The sequence below is a fragment of the Roseivirga thermotolerans genome (assembly GCF_014653175.1).
Taxonomy (GTDB): domain Bacteria; phylum Bacteroidota; class Bacteroidia; order Cytophagales; family Cyclobacteriaceae; genus Roseivirga; species Roseivirga thermotolerans.
Map to the genome: position 1 here is coordinate 114,639 of NZ_BNAG01000001.1, position 15,508 is coordinate 130,146.

Sequence of the window (15,508 nt, forward strand, 5' to 3'; positions counted from 1 at the left end):
TGCAAGGTATTTACCCTAATCTATCAAAAATATCCGATTAAGAGGTCAATTGCTTCTCCGTGCTGGTGGGTATGTCCGAATGCTTTTTACGGGTTTCAACAACAACCGTCATCATAGTACCCCGAACTCCCGGACGAGAATCTATATCGAATTCACCCTTAATTTGATTAAGCCTGGTTTGAATGTTTTTCCAGCCATTACCACTTCCCCGGTAGAATATCTGAGGGTCGAAACCATTGCCATTGTCTTCTACAGTAAGCGTCACCTCACCATCTTGGTGAATGAGCTGAATAGTAATGTGGTCGGCCTGAGCATATTTCAGAATATTGTTTACCCATTCCTGGGTAATTCTAAACAGCGATATTTCTACCAATTCATTGAGCCGTTCGTTATTGGCAAACACAAGCACCTCGCAATTTACCTGATCGGTCTGATTGAGCCTGGAGCCAAACTCCTTTAATGCCGGCATTAAGCCTCTCTTTACCAGGGTTTGGGGCATAAGGTCGAAGCATATATTGCGTAACTCGGCATACATTTCGTTAATTACAGACTCGCCATTTTTAAAGACTTCGTAACGCTTTTCTGCCTCTTTGGCAGAGGTTTCATTTAGCTGAGACAGGTTTAGCTTGAGGACCGAAATGAGCTGACCGAAACCATCGTGTAAATCACGGGCAAAGCGGTTTCTTTCCTTCTCCTGAGACGCAATTACTGCGTTAATCTCTGCCTCTCTTAACTTTAGCTTGGTCTCTTGCTCCAACAGAGCTTTTTCTTTCTGCGATCGGTTGCGAACGAGCAGTACAATAACAACCAGCAGAACGGCCATTATTATCAAACTAACGATAACAATCTGATTGCGCTGCAATTCTACATCTTGCTGCATAAGTCGGGCGTTTTGCAGGGCTATTTGTTGTTCTTTCTTTTCGGTTTCGTAGCCAATGTTTAGGTCTGCCACGGTGGCCAAATGCTCCCGGTTGAGCAGCGAGTCTTTGGCTATATTCATTTTTTCCAGGTAGTTGAGGGCGGCTTTGTATTGGTTGCCAGATTTATAAAACTCATAGAGTGCTCCATAGGCTCGTTCCCTGTCGCCCAACTCGTTAATTTCTTCGGCCAACTTTAGGCCTGACAGCAGGTTTTCTTCAGCCTTAGCTCTGTTTCCCATGCTCTGGTAGGCTTCTCCCAGTCCCACATAAACAGCCGATAGGCCCGACCGCTCCCCCATGGCGGTCTTCAGCTCCCTGGCGCTCTCCAGGTATTCAATGGCTTTGTGGTAGTCTCCTTTATCGGCATAGATCGACCCTAAGTTATTGTGGCTAATGGACAGCAGGTAATTGCTCTGAGCCTGCCTGGCGTTGTCAGCTCCCAGCGAATAATAGTGCAGGGCAGAGTCGGCATCGGTATAGACTTTTTCGTGTACGACCCCAACGCCATTGTAGGCAAAGGCCAATAGCTGAGGGTTAGGATCGGTCTTCAGTAAAATATTGAGGCTTTGCCGATAGCCCGCTTCTGCATCATCCCAATTGTCCAGCTCAACCGCCACCGTTGCCATGTTAATGAGCGCGTAGGTCATCATCACATTGAGCCCGAGTTTTTCATAGGCCTTGAGAGAACTCTGAAAACTGAGATAGGCCGAATCAAGGTCGCCTTTATTGGTCAACAAGTTGCCTTTGTTGAGGTAAGAGTCGGCCATGGAGCGCTCCATACCCAGTTCTTCATAAATTTTAATACTCCTATCAATGAGTTGTGCCGCCCTGGCATAGTCGGCTGTTCGCTGATATATTATGGAGAGGTTGTTCATTGAAACAGCTTGAGAGGGCAAGTCATTGGCCTCTACCCGCTTGGCCAGGGCCAATTCATTGTAGTAAATGGCGCTGTCGAACTGATTGCGATTATTGAAAATACTACCAAAAGTATTGTAGATATCAGAAGTGACCAGTGCATCGTCCAACCCTTCGGCATGGGTCAGAGCTTGCCGCGCATAGCTGGTGGCCGAATCGAACTCGAACCTGTTTTTTAAACCCCAGGCTACCTGATTCAGGGATAAGGCCTTGTTTTTATCGGACTGTGAAAGCTCAACGGCTTGCCGGGCCCATTGCAAGGCTTCAGACTTATCGGCCGCAGATTTCGATAGCTGCAAAAGTATTGCCACCCGATCCTCTCCTTTGGCACTTTTCAGTGCTCGTTCCAGACTATCGGTAAAGGAGGTTTGTGCCTGAAGATCCTGAAACAAAAAAATAGCTAACAACAGGTATGCAAAAGTGAGCGGAAAGGTTCTTTTTTTCAAAAGGATTGGTTTGAAGTTGTTTTGAAAATAGCAAAAAGACACAAAAGATGCTCAAATAAAATTGCGGCTTCTCAACAACCATTGGGACCGATGCCGGCAGAGGACGGTTCTCCACGGGCATAAAAAAAGCAGGAATTAAGACTGATGGTCCTAACTCCTGCTTCATTCAAATCTATACACAACTAGTCCGGTTCGGCAACCCGAAGGGTTCTATCCTTGAGGGGTGTTGAATCGTCTGTATGTTTTACCAGCTCGGAAGAGTGTCCTTTGCTTTCCAACGTTTCCGGCTTGTTCGAATATTTTAAGAACAGGCCATAACCGAAGGCTATTAGCGCAAGTGTAACACTCACGATGTGAAAAATTCTGCGACTTTTGGTTGAAGACAGCATAAAAATTAACTCTTACTGTGTGATAACGCACAAGTTAGTTACAACCCTACCTAAAAACTCATCTTTTTCCATAAAAGCTGGAAAAAATTTGATAAGTGACACGATAGCTGGGTTTTGGTCAACTACCGACCTTGCTTTTCGAACTCACGAATGGTCTTCTCTATGATATCGCAGCACTCATGTAGCTGTTCTTCTGTCATTACCAAAGGAGGGGCAAAACGAATGATGTTTCCATGAGTTGGCTTGGCCAACAAACCATTGTCTTTGAGCTTAACACAAATATCCCAGGCGGTAGAGCTGGATGGCTTGTCGTTGATCACAATGGCATTGAGTAAGCCTCTGCCTCTTACCAAAGTAACCAACTCTGTGGTTTCGATGAATTGATTCATCCGCTCTCTGAAAATCTCGCCAAGCTTTCTGGCATTTTGGGTAAGTTTTTCATCTCGAATTACCTCTAATGCGGCCATGGCTACTGCTCCGGCAACGGGGTTTCCGCCAAAAGTAGAGCCGTGGGTTCCGGGCGTTATAACTTCCATAATGTGGTCATCGGCCAGCACTGCCGACACTGGGTAGACGCCTCCGGAAATAGCCTTTCCTAATATGAGCATATCCGGACGAGCATAGCTTGATTTGCGCTCGCAATGCCCTGCACAGTCACACTCACCACAAACGGCCAGCAGAGAGCCTGTTCTACCTATACCGGTCTGAATCTCATCGGCCATAAAGAGCACATTACTCTCTTTGCACAGTCTGGCTACCTCTTTCATAAAGTCAGTGGCCGGCACATTTACTCCGGCTTCTCCCTGAATTGGCTCTATGAGCACCCCAACCACATTGTCTATTTTCAGAGCTTCTTCCAAAGCAGCCGTATCGTTGTAAGGTATTTTAATGAACCCTTCAGTAAAAGGTCCAAAGTTTCTTCTGGCGTCCTGATCGCTACTAAATGAGATAATGGTAGTGGTACGGCCATGAAAGTTTTGGTCGAAGACTATGATTTTACTCTCGTTTTCTTCTACTCCCTTCTTCTCGTACCCCCACTTTCGGGCAATTTTTATGGCTGTTTCTACAGCTTCGGCTCCGGTGTTCATTGGCAACACCTTATCGAAGCCAAAATACTCGGTCACAAAGCGTTCGTATGGTCCCAGTACATCATTGTAAAAAGCTCTGGACGTAAGGGTAAGCTGTTCGGCCTGCTCTTTGAGAGCTCCAACAATTCGGGGATGGCAATGCCCCTGATTTACCGCACTATAGGCCGACAGAAAATCGTAGTATTTCTTTCCCTCTACATCCCACATGAAAACGCCATCGCCCTTAGACAACACCACCGGTAGCGGGTGGTAGTTATGAGCTCCGTGCTTATTTTCTAATGCGATTGCTTCTTTGCTAGATTGTACCAATTCCATATTGTTTACTTTAACTTTGTTTCTGTTTTCCTCCAAACAAATTTCCTGAACCAAAGGTATCAAAATCATTGCAGCCTTAAAACATGACAAAGCAGAGAAAGGAACAACGTACTTTTGCCAGTAAAACGGAAGATTACTACATTGACAAAAATGGGTTGTTGGTATTTACTGAGCACTACCTGAAAAAGCGCGGCTATTGCTGCCAAAACGGATGCCGACATTGCCCCTATGGCTTTAAAAAATGACAGACACTTTTCAGAACCTATCCGTCAATATCTCTGAATTACCGGAGGTAAAACATTCAACTTTTTTTGGCATTGAGCAAAAGTACCTGTCGGTGACGCTCATTGTTACGGGGGTTACTTTTTTGGTACTTATGGTTGGTGCGGGGTGCATCGTCTATTTCAGCGATGAAATAGACAATGGCCTTACCGAATTTGGCCTGGCTCTGGGTCCGCTGCTCTTACTCTGGATCGGTAGCAGTCTGTACTCCATCAAGGCCTTTGCCAGAAAACGCTATAGCCTGCGAGAAAAAGACATCATTTATTGCAAGGGTCTGCTATGGCGCAAGCGCACCTCTGTTCCCTTCAACCGCATTCAACATGCCGAAATAAAGCAGGGACCCATTGAACGAATTTTCCACCTGCATAGCCTAAAGGTATTTACAGCCGGGGGCGATAGCAGCGATTTGGTAATTCCCGGGCTCAAAGAAGAAAATGCTCAGAAAATAAAAGAATATATAATGGGTAAAACCGCACTAGATGGAGTCGATCAGCAGTAAATATGCTTCGCCCACCAGGCAATCGAGGGTAGCCATTGGTATTATTCTTATCAAGTTTATTCGCTTTACCTTGCGATCTTTCTGGCCATTGGTGCTCAGCCTTTTTATTGGCCGAAAGGCCGGCAACTCCTTTGAGGAGGTAATTGGCTACGTAGCATTGGGCATTGCCGCACTCAACCTTCTTGGTTCTGTACTTACCTATTTCAGGTTCTATTTTCATATCGAAGGAGGAGCCTTTATTATCGACAAAGGGGTGCTTAAAAAAACCAAGACCAACATTCCCTTTGAGCGCATTCAAACCATCAACTTACAGCAAAACCTGTTGCATCAGATGTTTGGCGTAGTGAGCCTTGAGATTGATACGGCCGGAGCCAAAAAATCTGAACTGACCATAGATGCGCTTCGAAAAGAAGATGCCGAAGCTTTGCGCAAGTATATACTGGAAGAGCGAGAGCAACTGGTAGACAAAACAAGCCAGGAGAGTGCCCAGGTAACTACTGCCGAAAGAGAAGAGGAAGTAGAAGAAACTATTCTGAGCCTTTCGATAACAGACCTTTTTAAAGTTGGTGTGAGCCAGAACCATTTGAAGTCGATGGCCATACTCTTTGCCTTTGTTTTTTCTACCCTCAACGAATTGACCGATGATGTGGAGGACCTGGTGAGGGAACAGCTTTCGGGTTTTGAAGAATACGTGGTCACCAATAGCTGGATTGTCTTTTTGGGGTCGGTTATTATTGTGGCCATAATTGCCTTCCTTTATTCACTCATCAATACCGTGCTCAAGAACTTTGAGCTAAAGCTTTCTACCCGTAAGCGAGGTCTGAAACTAGTAAGAGGCCTTTTCAACAGGGAAGAAATAAGCATTAATCGTTCTAAGGTGCAAACCATTAGCTGGTCCGACAACCCATTGCGCAAAGCATTTAAAATGTTCACTCTGGAGATTGAGCAAGCCAGTAGTGCTCAGGCCGACCAGTTAAAGGCTAAAATTAAAATTCCGGGTTGCTACCACCAGCAAGTAAAACATGTGGTTCAAATGGTTTTTCCTTTCGATATAAGCAGCGAACACGAAAAACACCGGGTGAGTCACCTGCTCAGGTATAGGTTATGGCTTACGGTTAGTCTATTGCCGGCACTGGTCGTTATACTGCCAGCCTATTACTTCTGGAACCCCAATGCGCTTTGGTTGCTGCTTTGGATTCCTACCTCCCTGCTGGCCATAGAACTCTACTATCGTAAACGCTCTTTTGAACTCACAGCTGAAATGTTGAGAAATAACAAAGGTACATTTGGCAACACCCACGAGATCATTCAGCTTTACAAAGTACAGGCGGTAATTATTAAACAAAGCTGGTATCAGCGAAGAAAGAATTTGGCCACCGTAGAGCTAAGTACTGCAGCCGGAGACATTAGTATTCCGTTTATAGCCATGGAAAAAGCGGAGGCATTGGAGAATTATGTGCTCTATAAGGTAGAGAGCAGTACAGAAAAGTGGATGTAAGCCACTTGTACTTGGGGCCAAAAATGCACTGTACAGCCTCTGGAAGGCTTCAATACCTTAGAGTTTATTTAGACCGGGAGATTTTTTAAAGATTGTTGGCAGTTTTAGGAATAATTCAGATATTTGCAGTCCGTTTAGAAAAAGCGGATAATTCACTAAGTTATGGCAAGAGTTTGTGACATCACAGGAAAGAGAGTTCAGGTAGGAAACAACGTTTCTCACGCTAACAATAAAACCAAAAGGAAATTCTATCCTAACCTTCAAAAGAAGAGGTTCTATATTCCGGAAGAAGACAAATGGATTACTTTGAAAGTATCTACTTCGGCAATCAGAACCATCAATAAAAATGGTATTTCCGCTGTTCTAAAAAAAGCAAGACAAAACGGCAACATTTTAGTATAATAGCGTCTCAGAACGTTATTATGCTATGATTAGACCTAACAAAATATACGCAATCCTGATAGTATTTTTCCTGTCAGGATTTTTTGTTTCCAGGGCTCAGGAGAAGCCTACCGACTATCTTTCTACCGAGTTTCATAAAAACAGGCGCGATGAGCTACGCAAGCGCATGCCTAAAAACTCAGTGGCCGTATTTTTTGCTAATCCGGTGCGCAACCGCTCCAACGATGTAGACTATGTCTACCATCAGGACCCGAACCTTTACTACCTCACAGGCTACAAGGAACCTCATGCCGTGTTGCTCATTTTCTCAGAAAACCAGACGGATGAGGAAGGCAGCAGTTATAATGAGATATTTTTTGTTCAGCAGAAAAACCCAATGGCCGAAATGTGGACGGGCAGACGCCTGGGCGATAGCGGGGTAAAAGAACAACTAAAGATTGAGAACGCCTATAACGGCTCGGCCTTCAAAGACTACAACATAGACTTTGCAAAATTCGACAAAGTGTTGTTTTACGACTTTAAAAACGATGTGCGCGATAACCCAAACGATCAGGCAGACCTTTATAGCCTGATTGAGCAGTTCAAACAAAAGGCGGGCTACTCCAGCGGAACCAACTCTTTAGGCAGAGAGCCTCAGCGCAACAACCTGGATACCCGCAGCCTCAATAGCATTATGGCTTCATTGAGAGGCATTAAAACCCCCGAAGAAATTGAGCTCTTGAGAAAGGCCGTATTTATTTCGACCGTAGGCCAGGTAGAGGTAATGAAAGCCATGAGACCGGGCATGTCTGAAACAGAGGTACAGGGTATACATGAATTCGTCTTTAAAAAATACGGCTCGGAATACGAAGGCTATCCATCCATTGTGGGAGCGGGAAACAACGGCTGCATTTTGCACTACATTGAGAATCACAAGCCCCATATTGAAAGTACGGAAATGATATTGATGGACTTGGGGGCAGAATACCACGGCTATACGGCCGATGTAACCCGCACCATACCGGTTGACGGTGAGTTTTCTCCTGAAGAAAAGGCCATATACGACCTCGTATATAAGGCACAAGAAGCGGCTATTCAGCGGTGCAAACCTGGGGTTAGCTTCGCAGAGCTTACCAAACTAACCAAAGATATTATAAACGAAGGCCTGGCCGAATTGGGCATTATAGCCAACCCCAGCAGCCCGCATCTCTACTTTCCGCATGGCCTATCGCACCACATAGGGCTTGACGTACACGACCTTGGCCCCTACGATGTGCTGCGCGAAAACATGGCCATTACCATAGAGCCGGGCATCTACATTCCCGAAGGCAGCAAGTGCGACCCTAAGTGGTGGAACATAGCCGTGCGCATTGAAGACGATGTGCTTATAACCAAAGATGGTTTTGAACTGCTTTCGGCTTTTGCCCCACGAACTACAGAAGAAATCGAGGCATTAATGAAGCAGTCGAGCCCGCTGGACGCCTTTAAGCTACCTGAGCTAAAAGGAGGTAAATAGTTTAGCAATAGGGTTACTGACTTAAACCGCATGGCATTAACATTTTGCCTCCATTTGTGTTTTCACAGTGCCCCTATAAGGCACTGTGAAAACACAGTTTGTGGCTTAAGCTTCCAAACCGAGGAAGAAATTACATTACATGCTTGGCGACATAGTTTTGCCACACATCTTTTTTTAGAGCAAGGTGTTGATATTCGTTATATTCAAGAATTGCTAGGTCATAGCTCTAGCAAGACGACAGAAATTTATACACATATAACTCATAAAGGATGGAAAAAAATCGCTTCACCTTTGGACAAACTCAATATTTGAGAGATTCATTAAAAACTCCTTATAGCACACCCTATTGAAAGGCTATAAGCACCTTTTCTCAATCTATATTAAATATAACCGCCACCACAGTGGCGCATAGCTAACGTTACCTGCAAGCTGGAAAAAGCCACCACACGTTCAAGCACATTTCATTTTGCTCGTTCCTCACAAAATAAAAAGAGCTTTCACTTCCCCACCACCACCCAAAAAATAAATGACAAATTCGACTGAAATTCAAAACCAATTCTTATATTTGACAAATATTGTCAAGACAATTATAAGCGAATGAAAAATATAGGACAGACATTAAGGGAGTTACGTGAATTGAAAGGATTGCTTTTACGAGAAGTCGGAGCTGCATTATCAATCGACCCAACTCTATTGAGTAAAATTGAGCGTAATGACAGAATGCCCACAAAAGAACAAGTTATTGCCTTATCAGAATTCTATCAAGACAAAAAAAATGAAGTCATAATTGCTTGGTTAAGCGACAAACTTGTTTACGAAATCCAAGATGAAGATTTGGCATTAGCAGCAATGAAAGTTGCAGAACAAAAAATTGAATACTTAAAAACTCATAAAGCTCAATGAATATAACTAAGGAAACAGCAAAGAATAAAGAAGGTCTCTTGCAATACTTTAGAGATAGGTCAAGTGAATTTTTGTCAGAAGTAAATGGCGAGTATGGTAATACTGAATACAAAAAGAAAGCAAAGAAATTAAACACACTTCTTGTTAAAGCCAGAACTACGATTATTGAAATAATTGAGCAAAAAGGAAAAAAAGAAAATTGGACAAATAAAGAAATTCTCGAGTGCGTGTTGATGGTTACTTACTGCAATTATGTTGTAATGCTTGAAGTTCGTCATTCGGTTTGGCCTTATGAATATATGGCTTTCTCACGTAGAATAGGAGAATTATGGGAACCATTTTGCAAATTAGCTTTTGAGTACCCCATAAACGATTTAGAGCTTTTTGTTCCACCTTTATTTGCTGATGTAAAAAAGCAATTAGCTGATGAAATTGAAGATTTCATTAACGGATTGAATCTCACGAATGAAGAAAAGGAGCAACTAATCAAATACTACAACAAAGTTTGGAGTTTGGTAATGTCTGGAGAAATTCAACTTGAACTTGATTTACATTTCATATTTGAAGGCAAAAAATATGTTGTGGATTTTAAAAGTGGATTTGGCTCAAATGAAAAAGGAAATACGAATAGACTATTATTAGTTGCAAGTATCTACCACAACCTTGAAGATAATTACGAACCGTTAATCTTCGTGAGAGCGTCAGAAAACAACAATTACTTTAACACATTGAAAAACTCTGGAATTTGGAGTGCCTTTTCAGGTTCAGAAACCTATGACGAACTTCATAAATATTCAGGATTTGACATTCGCTCTTGGATTAACCAAAATGTGAATTGGGCAGAAGATTTAGATGATGACTTTGTAGAGCATTTAGAGTCTAACGATTTAACACAATATTTAACTTGGTAATATGATAAGCGAGCAAAGAATATTTCAAGCATACTACACAAAGTCAGAGCCAATAGTGTCTTATATGGTTGATTTGTTAGACCTTAATGGTACAGAAACCATTTTTGAACCTTGTGCTGGAGACGGAGTTTTTTTAGACTCTATTTTGAGTAAATATGAAACAGTAAAAGTTGATGCTTTTGAACTTAATCTTTCTGCTTACAATAAATTAAAAAATAAATATTCTGATTTAGAAAATGTTTCAATAAAACAAACAGACACGTTAACCGATTTGGATTTGGAATTTCTATGTTCAATGGGCGGGAAATATGATGCTGTAATTGCAAATCCACCATACGGAGCTTGGAGAAACACCGAAGATAAAGCCTCTTTAAAAAGAAGATTTAATGGTTTTTATGCCAAAGAAAGCTACTCACTATTCTTATACAGAAGTATTGAAGCATTAAATGAAGGTGGTAAGCTTGTTTTCATTATTCCCGATACTTATCTAAACTTAAATATGCACAAGGATATTCGAAAATATATCCTTACAAACACCAAGATTAAAGAAATCTCATTGTTCCCTTCTTCATATTTCCCAGGAGTAAATTTTGGTTATGCTAACTTATCAATTATTGCTTTGGAAAAATGCAGTAATTATTCTTCAAACCTGAACAATTCATTCAATATCTACAAGGGCTTTAAATCGGTTGAAGAACTTGGAAAAAATGAATTGCAACATTTAACGAAGTTGAATTTCAAACAAGAAAATGTTTTAAATAATGATGGTCATATTTTTTTAACAAGTAAAAATCAAAATGTTTCTGATACAATTAGAAAGGCTAAATTAACTATCGGAGATATTTGTGATTGTGCTACAGGATTTTATTCAGGTAATGACAAAGACAGATTGAAAGTTTTAAGCAAGTCAATCAGAAACTCAAAAAGATATGAAGAAGTTGATAAGACCAAAATAACTTATGACTGTAGCTCAAGACCGTTAAATGGGATTGAAACAGAAAAGGTATATGTTCCAATTGTTAAAGGCGGTAATGTAAAATATTTCAAAGCAGACAATTGGTTTATGGAATGGTCAAAGGAGATTGTCGACTTCTACAAAAAGGACAAAAAAGCACGTTATCAAAATTCGTCATATTATTTCCGAAAAGGAATAGCAGTACCAATGGTAAGTTCAAGTTCAATAACTGGAGCGATAATAGAAAACCGACTTTTTGACCAATCAATTGTTGGAATTTTCCCTAAAAATGAAGAATTGATTTATTATTTGTTAGCATTTTTCAATTCACCAACTTGTAATAAATTAATTAGGACAATTAATCCTTCAACAAATAATTCTTCTAACTACATAAAGAAAATTCCATTCTTAGAACCTACACCAGAGCAAGAGAGAATAATTACAGAAAACATAAAGCAGATAATTGAACAAGTCAAACTTTCAGGCAACTATGATTCAGACCTTGAAAATGAGAACAACAAATTAATAAATGAACTGTACGGATTTTAGCCAACGCAAAGTTCAAGCACATTGCAATCCTCGTTCCTGCGGTTGCAAAGAGCTTTTACGCCAACGCTGACGGACTAGAAAAAAGAAAGCCAGCAGGTAACAATGTATATAAAAAATAGGCGAAATAGTAGTAAAATCAAGGGTTTTAGCTCGTATCAAAGTTCGGGTTTAACTGAAAGTTTGGTGCTTGGAAATCGCCTACTTTTCATATACTAAACGTTGGCATTAATTAAAAAACATGAGAAATCAACTACTATTTACTTGTACCCTTTTTGGACTACTTTCTTGCTCGACAACGAAAAAAATTTCTAAGGATACTAAACAAACATTATTAGATGATAATACTTTCTTGATTACTGAAATATCTTCTGACCCTTCATATGGACTTACTCCAAAAAATCCTATTGAAGTTGGCAGTGAAGATAGTGGGCCTAAAAATGAACGAAGATTTCTAAACGCATTAACTGGACCAAACGGAGAAGCAATTTCATATTATAGATCTGGCAGTTGTTGTCCAGTTAAAAGTGATAAAGCAATATATGGCAATAAGGTTATGCTTGATAAATATAGGGTGACATGGGAAGGATCTCAGGACACTATTTCAATTTATATAAACATGTATGATTCAGGAGAACTTAAGGCTCCTAAAGGATTTGGAATAAAGAAAAACTAATGCCAATCGAGTAGACGGCCGTGAGCCATAAGCCCACGGTGCGCCTCTCACACCACCAAGCGTACGGGTCTCGTACTTGGCGGTTCATTGAATTTGAGGTTTGAGTTTCAAGTAGTAATCCATCATACTTTCATAACCTTTCTTCCTAAGTCGTGATAAGGTGATCGTAGTACCCAAGATGGGGCTTTGGGCTACAGCCCAGCCTCCCATTCTAGTTCTACTCCAAGCGTATGCCTGACCTTGGTTCACTCCTAGTCTAATAAGGTTTTTACGCTTCCTTTCCAGCTTTTTCTCCCGATAGCTATCGGGACCAAATGCAGTATCGAAGCCGGTTTCGAAGCCACTCATCGAGCTGTTTGAGTTTATGATGAATACTTGCCAAACGGTAGTTATTCACCCAGCCCATCCATATCTCTTTGAGTTTTTGCAATCGCTCTCTAAAACTGTAAGGCATCGTTTTCTTGGTTGCTGCTTTCAATTTGCGCTTAAGGCTTTCCCAACCTCCCTTCTTCACTATCAACTGGTATTTGCCTCTTTCCCCTTTCTTATAGGTCGGCACAAAACCGTGGCCTAAAAACTCAAAATTGTTGGCTAACTGCTTGCTGAAGCCCTCTGTCTTTATCATTGAGGTGACAGCTCGTTTCCCGATCCGTACTATGGCCTCTGCTGACTTCCTGACAGAGTTTACTCTCGTCAGGATCTCCCCAGGTAAGGACATATTCCTTCCCCCAATATCCACTGGATCTACTACACAGGTGCTTTATAGTTTCCTACCACTTAGGACGTCAGTATGATGTGCTACCTCATCCCACCTGTAAAGCCTCTGTATCCAGTTCCTGTTCGTTGGAACCGGGGTTTGCAGTCTCACTTCCTTCAGCGTGAACCTCACGGTAAACCACTTTGCGACTTGCTAGTGCTTCGGGACACGACTCCCGCACACAAGGGACTTACACCCTCTGGAATAATTTGGTATCTTAGATACCAGATGCCCATGCTGGGCAAACACATTGCGTATAAGCAATAGCAGGTTCAGTGCTATTTTGAAACGTAAAACTATAAATCAAAGGTCACAGTTTAGTGGGTTAAAATCCGCTACTGCTCATACACGAGACCGTTGGCAAGCATCCCAGAATGGAATTAGATTATTTACTTTTAGGAATAGCTCTTTCTCTTGGAATAAACTTTGGGCTTTTATACACTCGAAAGTATAAGTGGAATTCTGATGCTCTTAGGTGGTCATTAACAGTTATCCTTTTAATCTTAGGTTTTCTTGGGTTATTAGGAATAATAGAAAATGACTCTCCTAACTTTTCTTATTTTTCTTGGTGTTTAATTACACCGTTCATCTACAATGTTTTCGACTGGACATTTAAAAAGATAAGTATTAAAAGAAATAAAAGAGATTTTTATCTCTGGCTTCAGGGCTCAAACGAGATTGATGACACTATTGATGGTAAGAACCCACATGTAAATAGTATAGACAAACTATTCTCATTAATACTTTTAATCATAATTATAAGTTTGCCACTAATGGGAATGACTTAAACGCTTGCCAACAAAACCTAAAGTGCAGTACCTCATAAAGTTTCGATTTTCAAAAGACCACTTAAACTAAGCCTTGCCGCAAAGCCTCGTGGGTGAGCTATGGCTGTATAAGTATCGGTATAGGCCAATCTTGATACTATATCGCGTGGGCGTTCTTTCCTGCTTCTATACTTTCTCGGACTTTGCTATATTTCGTTATATCAAACAAAACACGAAAGCGGCAGCCGCACACTAGCCAGACCGTTACCAGCAATTAAAGCTAATCTAAGATGAATAAACTATCCTCTATCTTTCTCCTATTCGTTGTGGTTGGGTGTACGTTTTCACAGCCCGAAGAGAATTCTCTTAGAATAATAGAACTTAAAAATGAAATTGATCAGAGGAACAAGATAATTGATTCACTAGAGCTGGAAATTGAAAGACATGATTTAAGCTATAGCAAAGAAATTGGAAGTCAATACTCTAGTAATGAAGAGGTATTATGGTATGCTTTTAAACCAAACACTGAACACAACATCGTAAAACTGAGTAATGGTGAATCAATAAACATTGATGAAATTGAACTCAGCGATTCTGTAGATACCAAATATCGCTTTGATCATGCTGCGATCATCTCACAGATTAAAGATTTGAGACTTGATAACCTCCTATCAAATTTTGTCGAAACTAGGGACATTTATCATGAGAGTGATAAGTATGGCCCTATGGCTGATAATCTGACTTATTATGTTAGGGTTTTAGTCGTATGTGAAGAACCAGGATTACCCATAGAAACTGAAAATTGTACTAGTAATATTTATATACTAGTTGAACCCACCGAACTTGGATTCGAAAATAATCTTTTCAGAATTTCTAGACTCTACAGGGCTAAAATTAAAAAGCTTGAGGATAGCAAAGACGGTATTATTCTCACATTGGAACACAGTAAATTTCCCCCCAAAGATTTGAAAGTTTTGATCAAGCCTCAACTTGTGAAATTCATCAAATAAAAGCTGTTAACATTACCTATACGCAATGCAGTTGAAGTGGTGTCGAAACTTCTCCGCTTCCACCCCACCAAAGCTGCGCTTTTGCATTTATGAAAATGAAATATAACTTAAACCACAGCTTTGGCTACCGAACGTGCGTGATTCAAAACTATCGCTTTTGAATCACGCACTGCGCATAGCCAGACCGTTACATGTCAGTTATGCCTCGATCATATGAAAGCAATAATTTCAAAAGAACTATTTAAAAAGGAACCGAAAAAGATAATTCGAACGGTCGGACTATCCTATGCAGGAATTGGAGCGTGGTGCTTCTTCGGACTAACACTGATGAACTCGACTATGAACAACTTCCCTGAAGAAGAGGAATTTGACGGATTCAACAGAACCTCCGAGATACTCCAGAACATCTGGACAACTTACATGCCGCTGCTGATCATGATTGGACTGAGCATGGTTGCTTTTTCATTTGCCCTTGAACGACTTAAAGAACAACGAATAGCAATTCAAACTGGAATTTTGATGGCGTGTACAATCTGGGTAATTGCTTACTCAATAGCCAGCATCCCCTATCTTGAATCATTTCGGTCAATCTCACCTGAACAGGAGGGTGTATTTAACGGACTAACTTACATTTTCGCAATATTTGGATTTGGTGCTGTATTCACACTAATGACAATCCCTAATTACAAAGTACTCCAGAAACTGAAAGCGGAGAATACCGCCATGTAACAAAC

At 41.1% G+C, this 15,508-nt stretch carries 17 protein-coding genes; 13 read left to right on the forward strand and 4 right to left on the reverse strand.

The annotated features are described in order from the left end of the window. Positions 1 to 37: 37 nt before the first annotated feature. The 3 genes from IE164_RS00445 to rocD all read right to left on the reverse strand — a co-directional run bounded on the left by IE164_RS00445 (position 38) and on the right by rocD (position 4,073). Positions 38 to 2,281, reverse strand: coding sequence for an ATP-binding protein (locus tag IE164_RS00445; protein WP_189628217.1), 2,244 nt, complete (start codon positions 2,279 to 2,281; stop codon positions 38 to 40). A gap of 182 nt (positions 2,282 to 2,463) precedes the next feature. Further along, on the reverse strand, positions 2,464 to 2,631 hold the full coding sequence (locus IE164_RS00450) for a hypothetical protein (protein WP_189628218.1): 168 nt from the start codon (positions 2,629 to 2,631) through the stop codon (positions 2,464 to 2,466). A gap of 161 nt (positions 2,632 to 2,792) precedes the next feature. Beyond that, positions 2,793 to 4,073 (reverse strand): ornithine--oxo-acid transaminase, encoded by a 1,281-nt coding sequence (rocD, locus tag IE164_RS00455; RefSeq protein WP_189628219.1) that lies wholly within the window; start codon positions 4,071 to 4,073, stop codon positions 2,793 to 2,795. 83 nt (positions 4,074 to 4,156) lie between these two features. Between rocD and IE164_RS00460 the strand changes: the two genes are divergently transcribed. The 10 genes from IE164_RS00460 (at position 4,157) to IE164_RS00505 (ending at position 12,240) form a co-directional block, all read left to right on the forward strand. Next, the gene (locus tag IE164_RS00460; RefSeq protein ID WP_189628220.1) at positions 4,157 to 4,318 is read left to right on the forward strand and encodes a C1orf53 family protein; all 162 of its coding nucleotides are present in this window, start codon (positions 4,157 to 4,159) and stop codon (positions 4,316 to 4,318) included. Continuing rightward, positions 4,315 to 4,854, forward strand: a complete 540-nt coding sequence (locus tag IE164_RS00465; RefSeq protein WP_189628221.1) for a PH domain-containing protein — start codon at positions 4,315 to 4,317, stop codon at positions 4,852 to 4,854. The genes IE164_RS00460 and IE164_RS00465 overlap by 4 nt, the downstream gene beginning before the upstream one ends. Beyond that, positions 4,835 to 6,352 (forward strand): PH domain-containing protein, encoded by a 1,518-nt coding sequence (locus IE164_RS00470; protein ID WP_189628222.1) that lies wholly within the window; start codon positions 4,835 to 4,837, stop codon positions 6,350 to 6,352. The genes IE164_RS00465 and IE164_RS00470 overlap by 20 nt, the downstream gene beginning before the upstream one ends. Positions 6,353 to 6,514: 162 nt before the next feature. Beyond that, entirely contained in the window at positions 6,515 to 6,754 is a 240-nt protein-coding gene (gene rpmB / locus IE164_RS00475) for a 50S ribosomal protein L28 (protein WP_189628223.1), read from the forward strand. A gap of 25 nt (positions 6,755 to 6,779) precedes the next feature. After that, a complete protein-coding gene (locus IE164_RS00480; protein ID WP_189628224.1) occupies positions 6,780 to 8,249 on the forward strand; it encodes an aminopeptidase P family protein in 1,470 nt (489 codons plus the stop codon). Between the two features lie 30 nt (positions 8,250 to 8,279). After that, on the forward strand, positions 8,280 to 8,561 hold the full coding sequence (locus IE164_RS18495; RefSeq protein WP_189628225.1) for a tyrosine-type recombinase/integrase: 282 nt from the start codon (positions 8,280 to 8,282) through the stop codon (positions 8,559 to 8,561). Between the two features lie 285 nt (positions 8,562 to 8,846). Then, entirely contained in the window at positions 8,847 to 9,152 is a 306-nt protein-coding gene (locus IE164_RS00490) for a helix-turn-helix domain-containing protein (protein ID WP_189628226.1), read from the forward strand. Then, positions 9,149 to 10,063: a hypothetical protein gene (locus IE164_RS00495; RefSeq protein WP_189628227.1), complete on the forward strand. Its 915-nt coding sequence runs from the start codon at positions 9,149 to 9,151 to the stop codon at positions 10,061 to 10,063. The genes IE164_RS00490 and IE164_RS00495 overlap by 4 nt, the downstream gene beginning before the upstream one ends. A 1-nt stretch (position 10,064) precedes the next feature. Continuing rightward, positions 10,065 to 11,567 carry an Eco57I restriction-modification methylase domain-containing protein gene (locus IE164_RS00500; RefSeq protein ID WP_189628228.1) on the forward strand — a complete coding sequence of 501 codons (1,503 nt, stop codon included), beginning with the start codon at positions 10,065 to 10,067 and terminating at the stop codon, positions 11,565 to 11,567. A gap of 238 nt (positions 11,568 to 11,805) precedes the next feature. Beyond that, complete coding sequence (locus tag IE164_RS00505; RefSeq protein WP_229838467.1) at positions 11,806 to 12,240, forward strand: hypothetical protein; 435 nt, start codon at positions 11,806 to 11,808, stop codon at positions 12,238 to 12,240. A gap of 301 nt (positions 12,241 to 12,541) precedes the next feature. Here IE164_RS00505 and IE164_RS18500 read toward each other — a convergent pair whose 3' ends face one another. Beyond that, a complete protein-coding gene (locus IE164_RS18500; protein WP_229838469.1) occupies positions 12,542 to 12,865 on the reverse strand; it encodes a group II intron maturase-specific domain-containing protein in 324 nt (107 codons plus the stop codon). A gap of 506 nt (positions 12,866 to 13,371) precedes the next feature. Here IE164_RS18500 and IE164_RS00515 point away from each other — a divergent pair. The 3 genes from IE164_RS00515 (at position 13,372) to IE164_RS00525 (ending at position 15,503) form a co-directional block, all read left to right on the forward strand. Beyond that, entirely contained in the window at positions 13,372 to 13,785 is a 414-nt protein-coding gene (locus IE164_RS00515; RefSeq protein ID WP_189628229.1) for a hypothetical protein, read from the forward strand. Between the two features lie 269 nt (positions 13,786 to 14,054). Continuing rightward, positions 14,055 to 14,774, forward strand: coding sequence for a hypothetical protein (locus tag IE164_RS00520; RefSeq protein ID WP_189628230.1), 720 nt, complete (start codon positions 14,055 to 14,057; stop codon positions 14,772 to 14,774). 213 nt (positions 14,775 to 14,987) lie between these two features. Next, positions 14,988 to 15,503, forward strand: coding sequence for a hypothetical protein (locus IE164_RS00525; protein ID WP_189628231.1), 516 nt, complete (start codon positions 14,988 to 14,990; stop codon positions 15,501 to 15,503). Positions 15,504 to 15,508: the final 5 nt, after the last annotated feature.

Excerpts from the sequence above, each read along its gene's own strand:
- rocD (WP_189628219.1), bottom strand. The coding sequence starts at position 4,073 with ATGGAATTGGTACAATCTAGCAAAGAAGCAATCGCATTAGAAAATAAG.
- IE164_RS00460 (WP_189628220.1), top strand. The coding sequence starts at position 4,157 with ATGACAAAGCAGAGAAAGGAACAACGTACTTTTGCCAGTAAAACGGAA.
- IE164_RS00465 (WP_189628221.1), top strand. The coding sequence starts at position 4,315 with ATGACAGACACTTTTCAGAACCTATCCGTCAATATCTCTGAATTACCG.
- IE164_RS00470 (WP_189628222.1), top strand. The coding sequence starts at position 4,835 with ATGGAGTCGATCAGCAGTAAATATGCTTCGCCCACCAGGCAATCGAGG.
- rpmB (WP_189628223.1), top strand. The coding sequence starts at position 6,515 with ATGGCAAGAGTTTGTGACATCACAGGAAAGAGAGTTCAGGTAGGAAAC.
- IE164_RS00480 (WP_189628224.1), top strand. The coding sequence starts at position 6,780 with ATGATTAGACCTAACAAAATATACGCAATCCTGATAGTATTTTTCCTG.
- IE164_RS18495 (WP_189628225.1), top strand. The coding sequence starts at position 8,280 with ATGGCATTAACATTTTGCCTCCATTTGTGTTTTCACAGTGCCCCTATA.
- IE164_RS00490 (WP_189628226.1), top strand. The coding sequence starts at position 8,847 with ATGAAAAATATAGGACAGACATTAAGGGAGTTACGTGAATTGAAAGGA.
- IE164_RS00495 (WP_189628227.1), top strand. The coding sequence starts at position 9,149 with ATGAATATAACTAAGGAAACAGCAAAGAATAAAGAAGGTCTCTTGCAA.
- IE164_RS00500 (WP_189628228.1), top strand. The coding sequence starts at position 10,065 with ATGATAAGCGAGCAAAGAATATTTCAAGCATACTACACAAAGTCAGAG.
- IE164_RS00505 (WP_229838467.1), top strand. The coding sequence starts at position 11,806 with ATGAGAAATCAACTACTATTTACTTGTACCCTTTTTGGACTACTTTCT.
- IE164_RS18500 (WP_229838469.1), bottom strand. The coding sequence starts at position 12,865 with ATGATAAAGACAGAGGGCTTCAGCAAGCAGTTAGCCAACAATTTTGAG.
- IE164_RS00515 (WP_189628229.1), top strand. The coding sequence starts at position 13,372 with ATGGAATTAGATTATTTACTTTTAGGAATAGCTCTTTCTCTTGGAATA.
- IE164_RS00520 (WP_189628230.1), top strand. The coding sequence starts at position 14,055 with ATGAATAAACTATCCTCTATCTTTCTCCTATTCGTTGTGGTTGGGTGT.
- IE164_RS00525 (WP_189628231.1), top strand. The coding sequence starts at position 14,988 with ATGAAAGCAATAATTTCAAAAGAACTATTTAAAAAGGAACCGAAAAAG.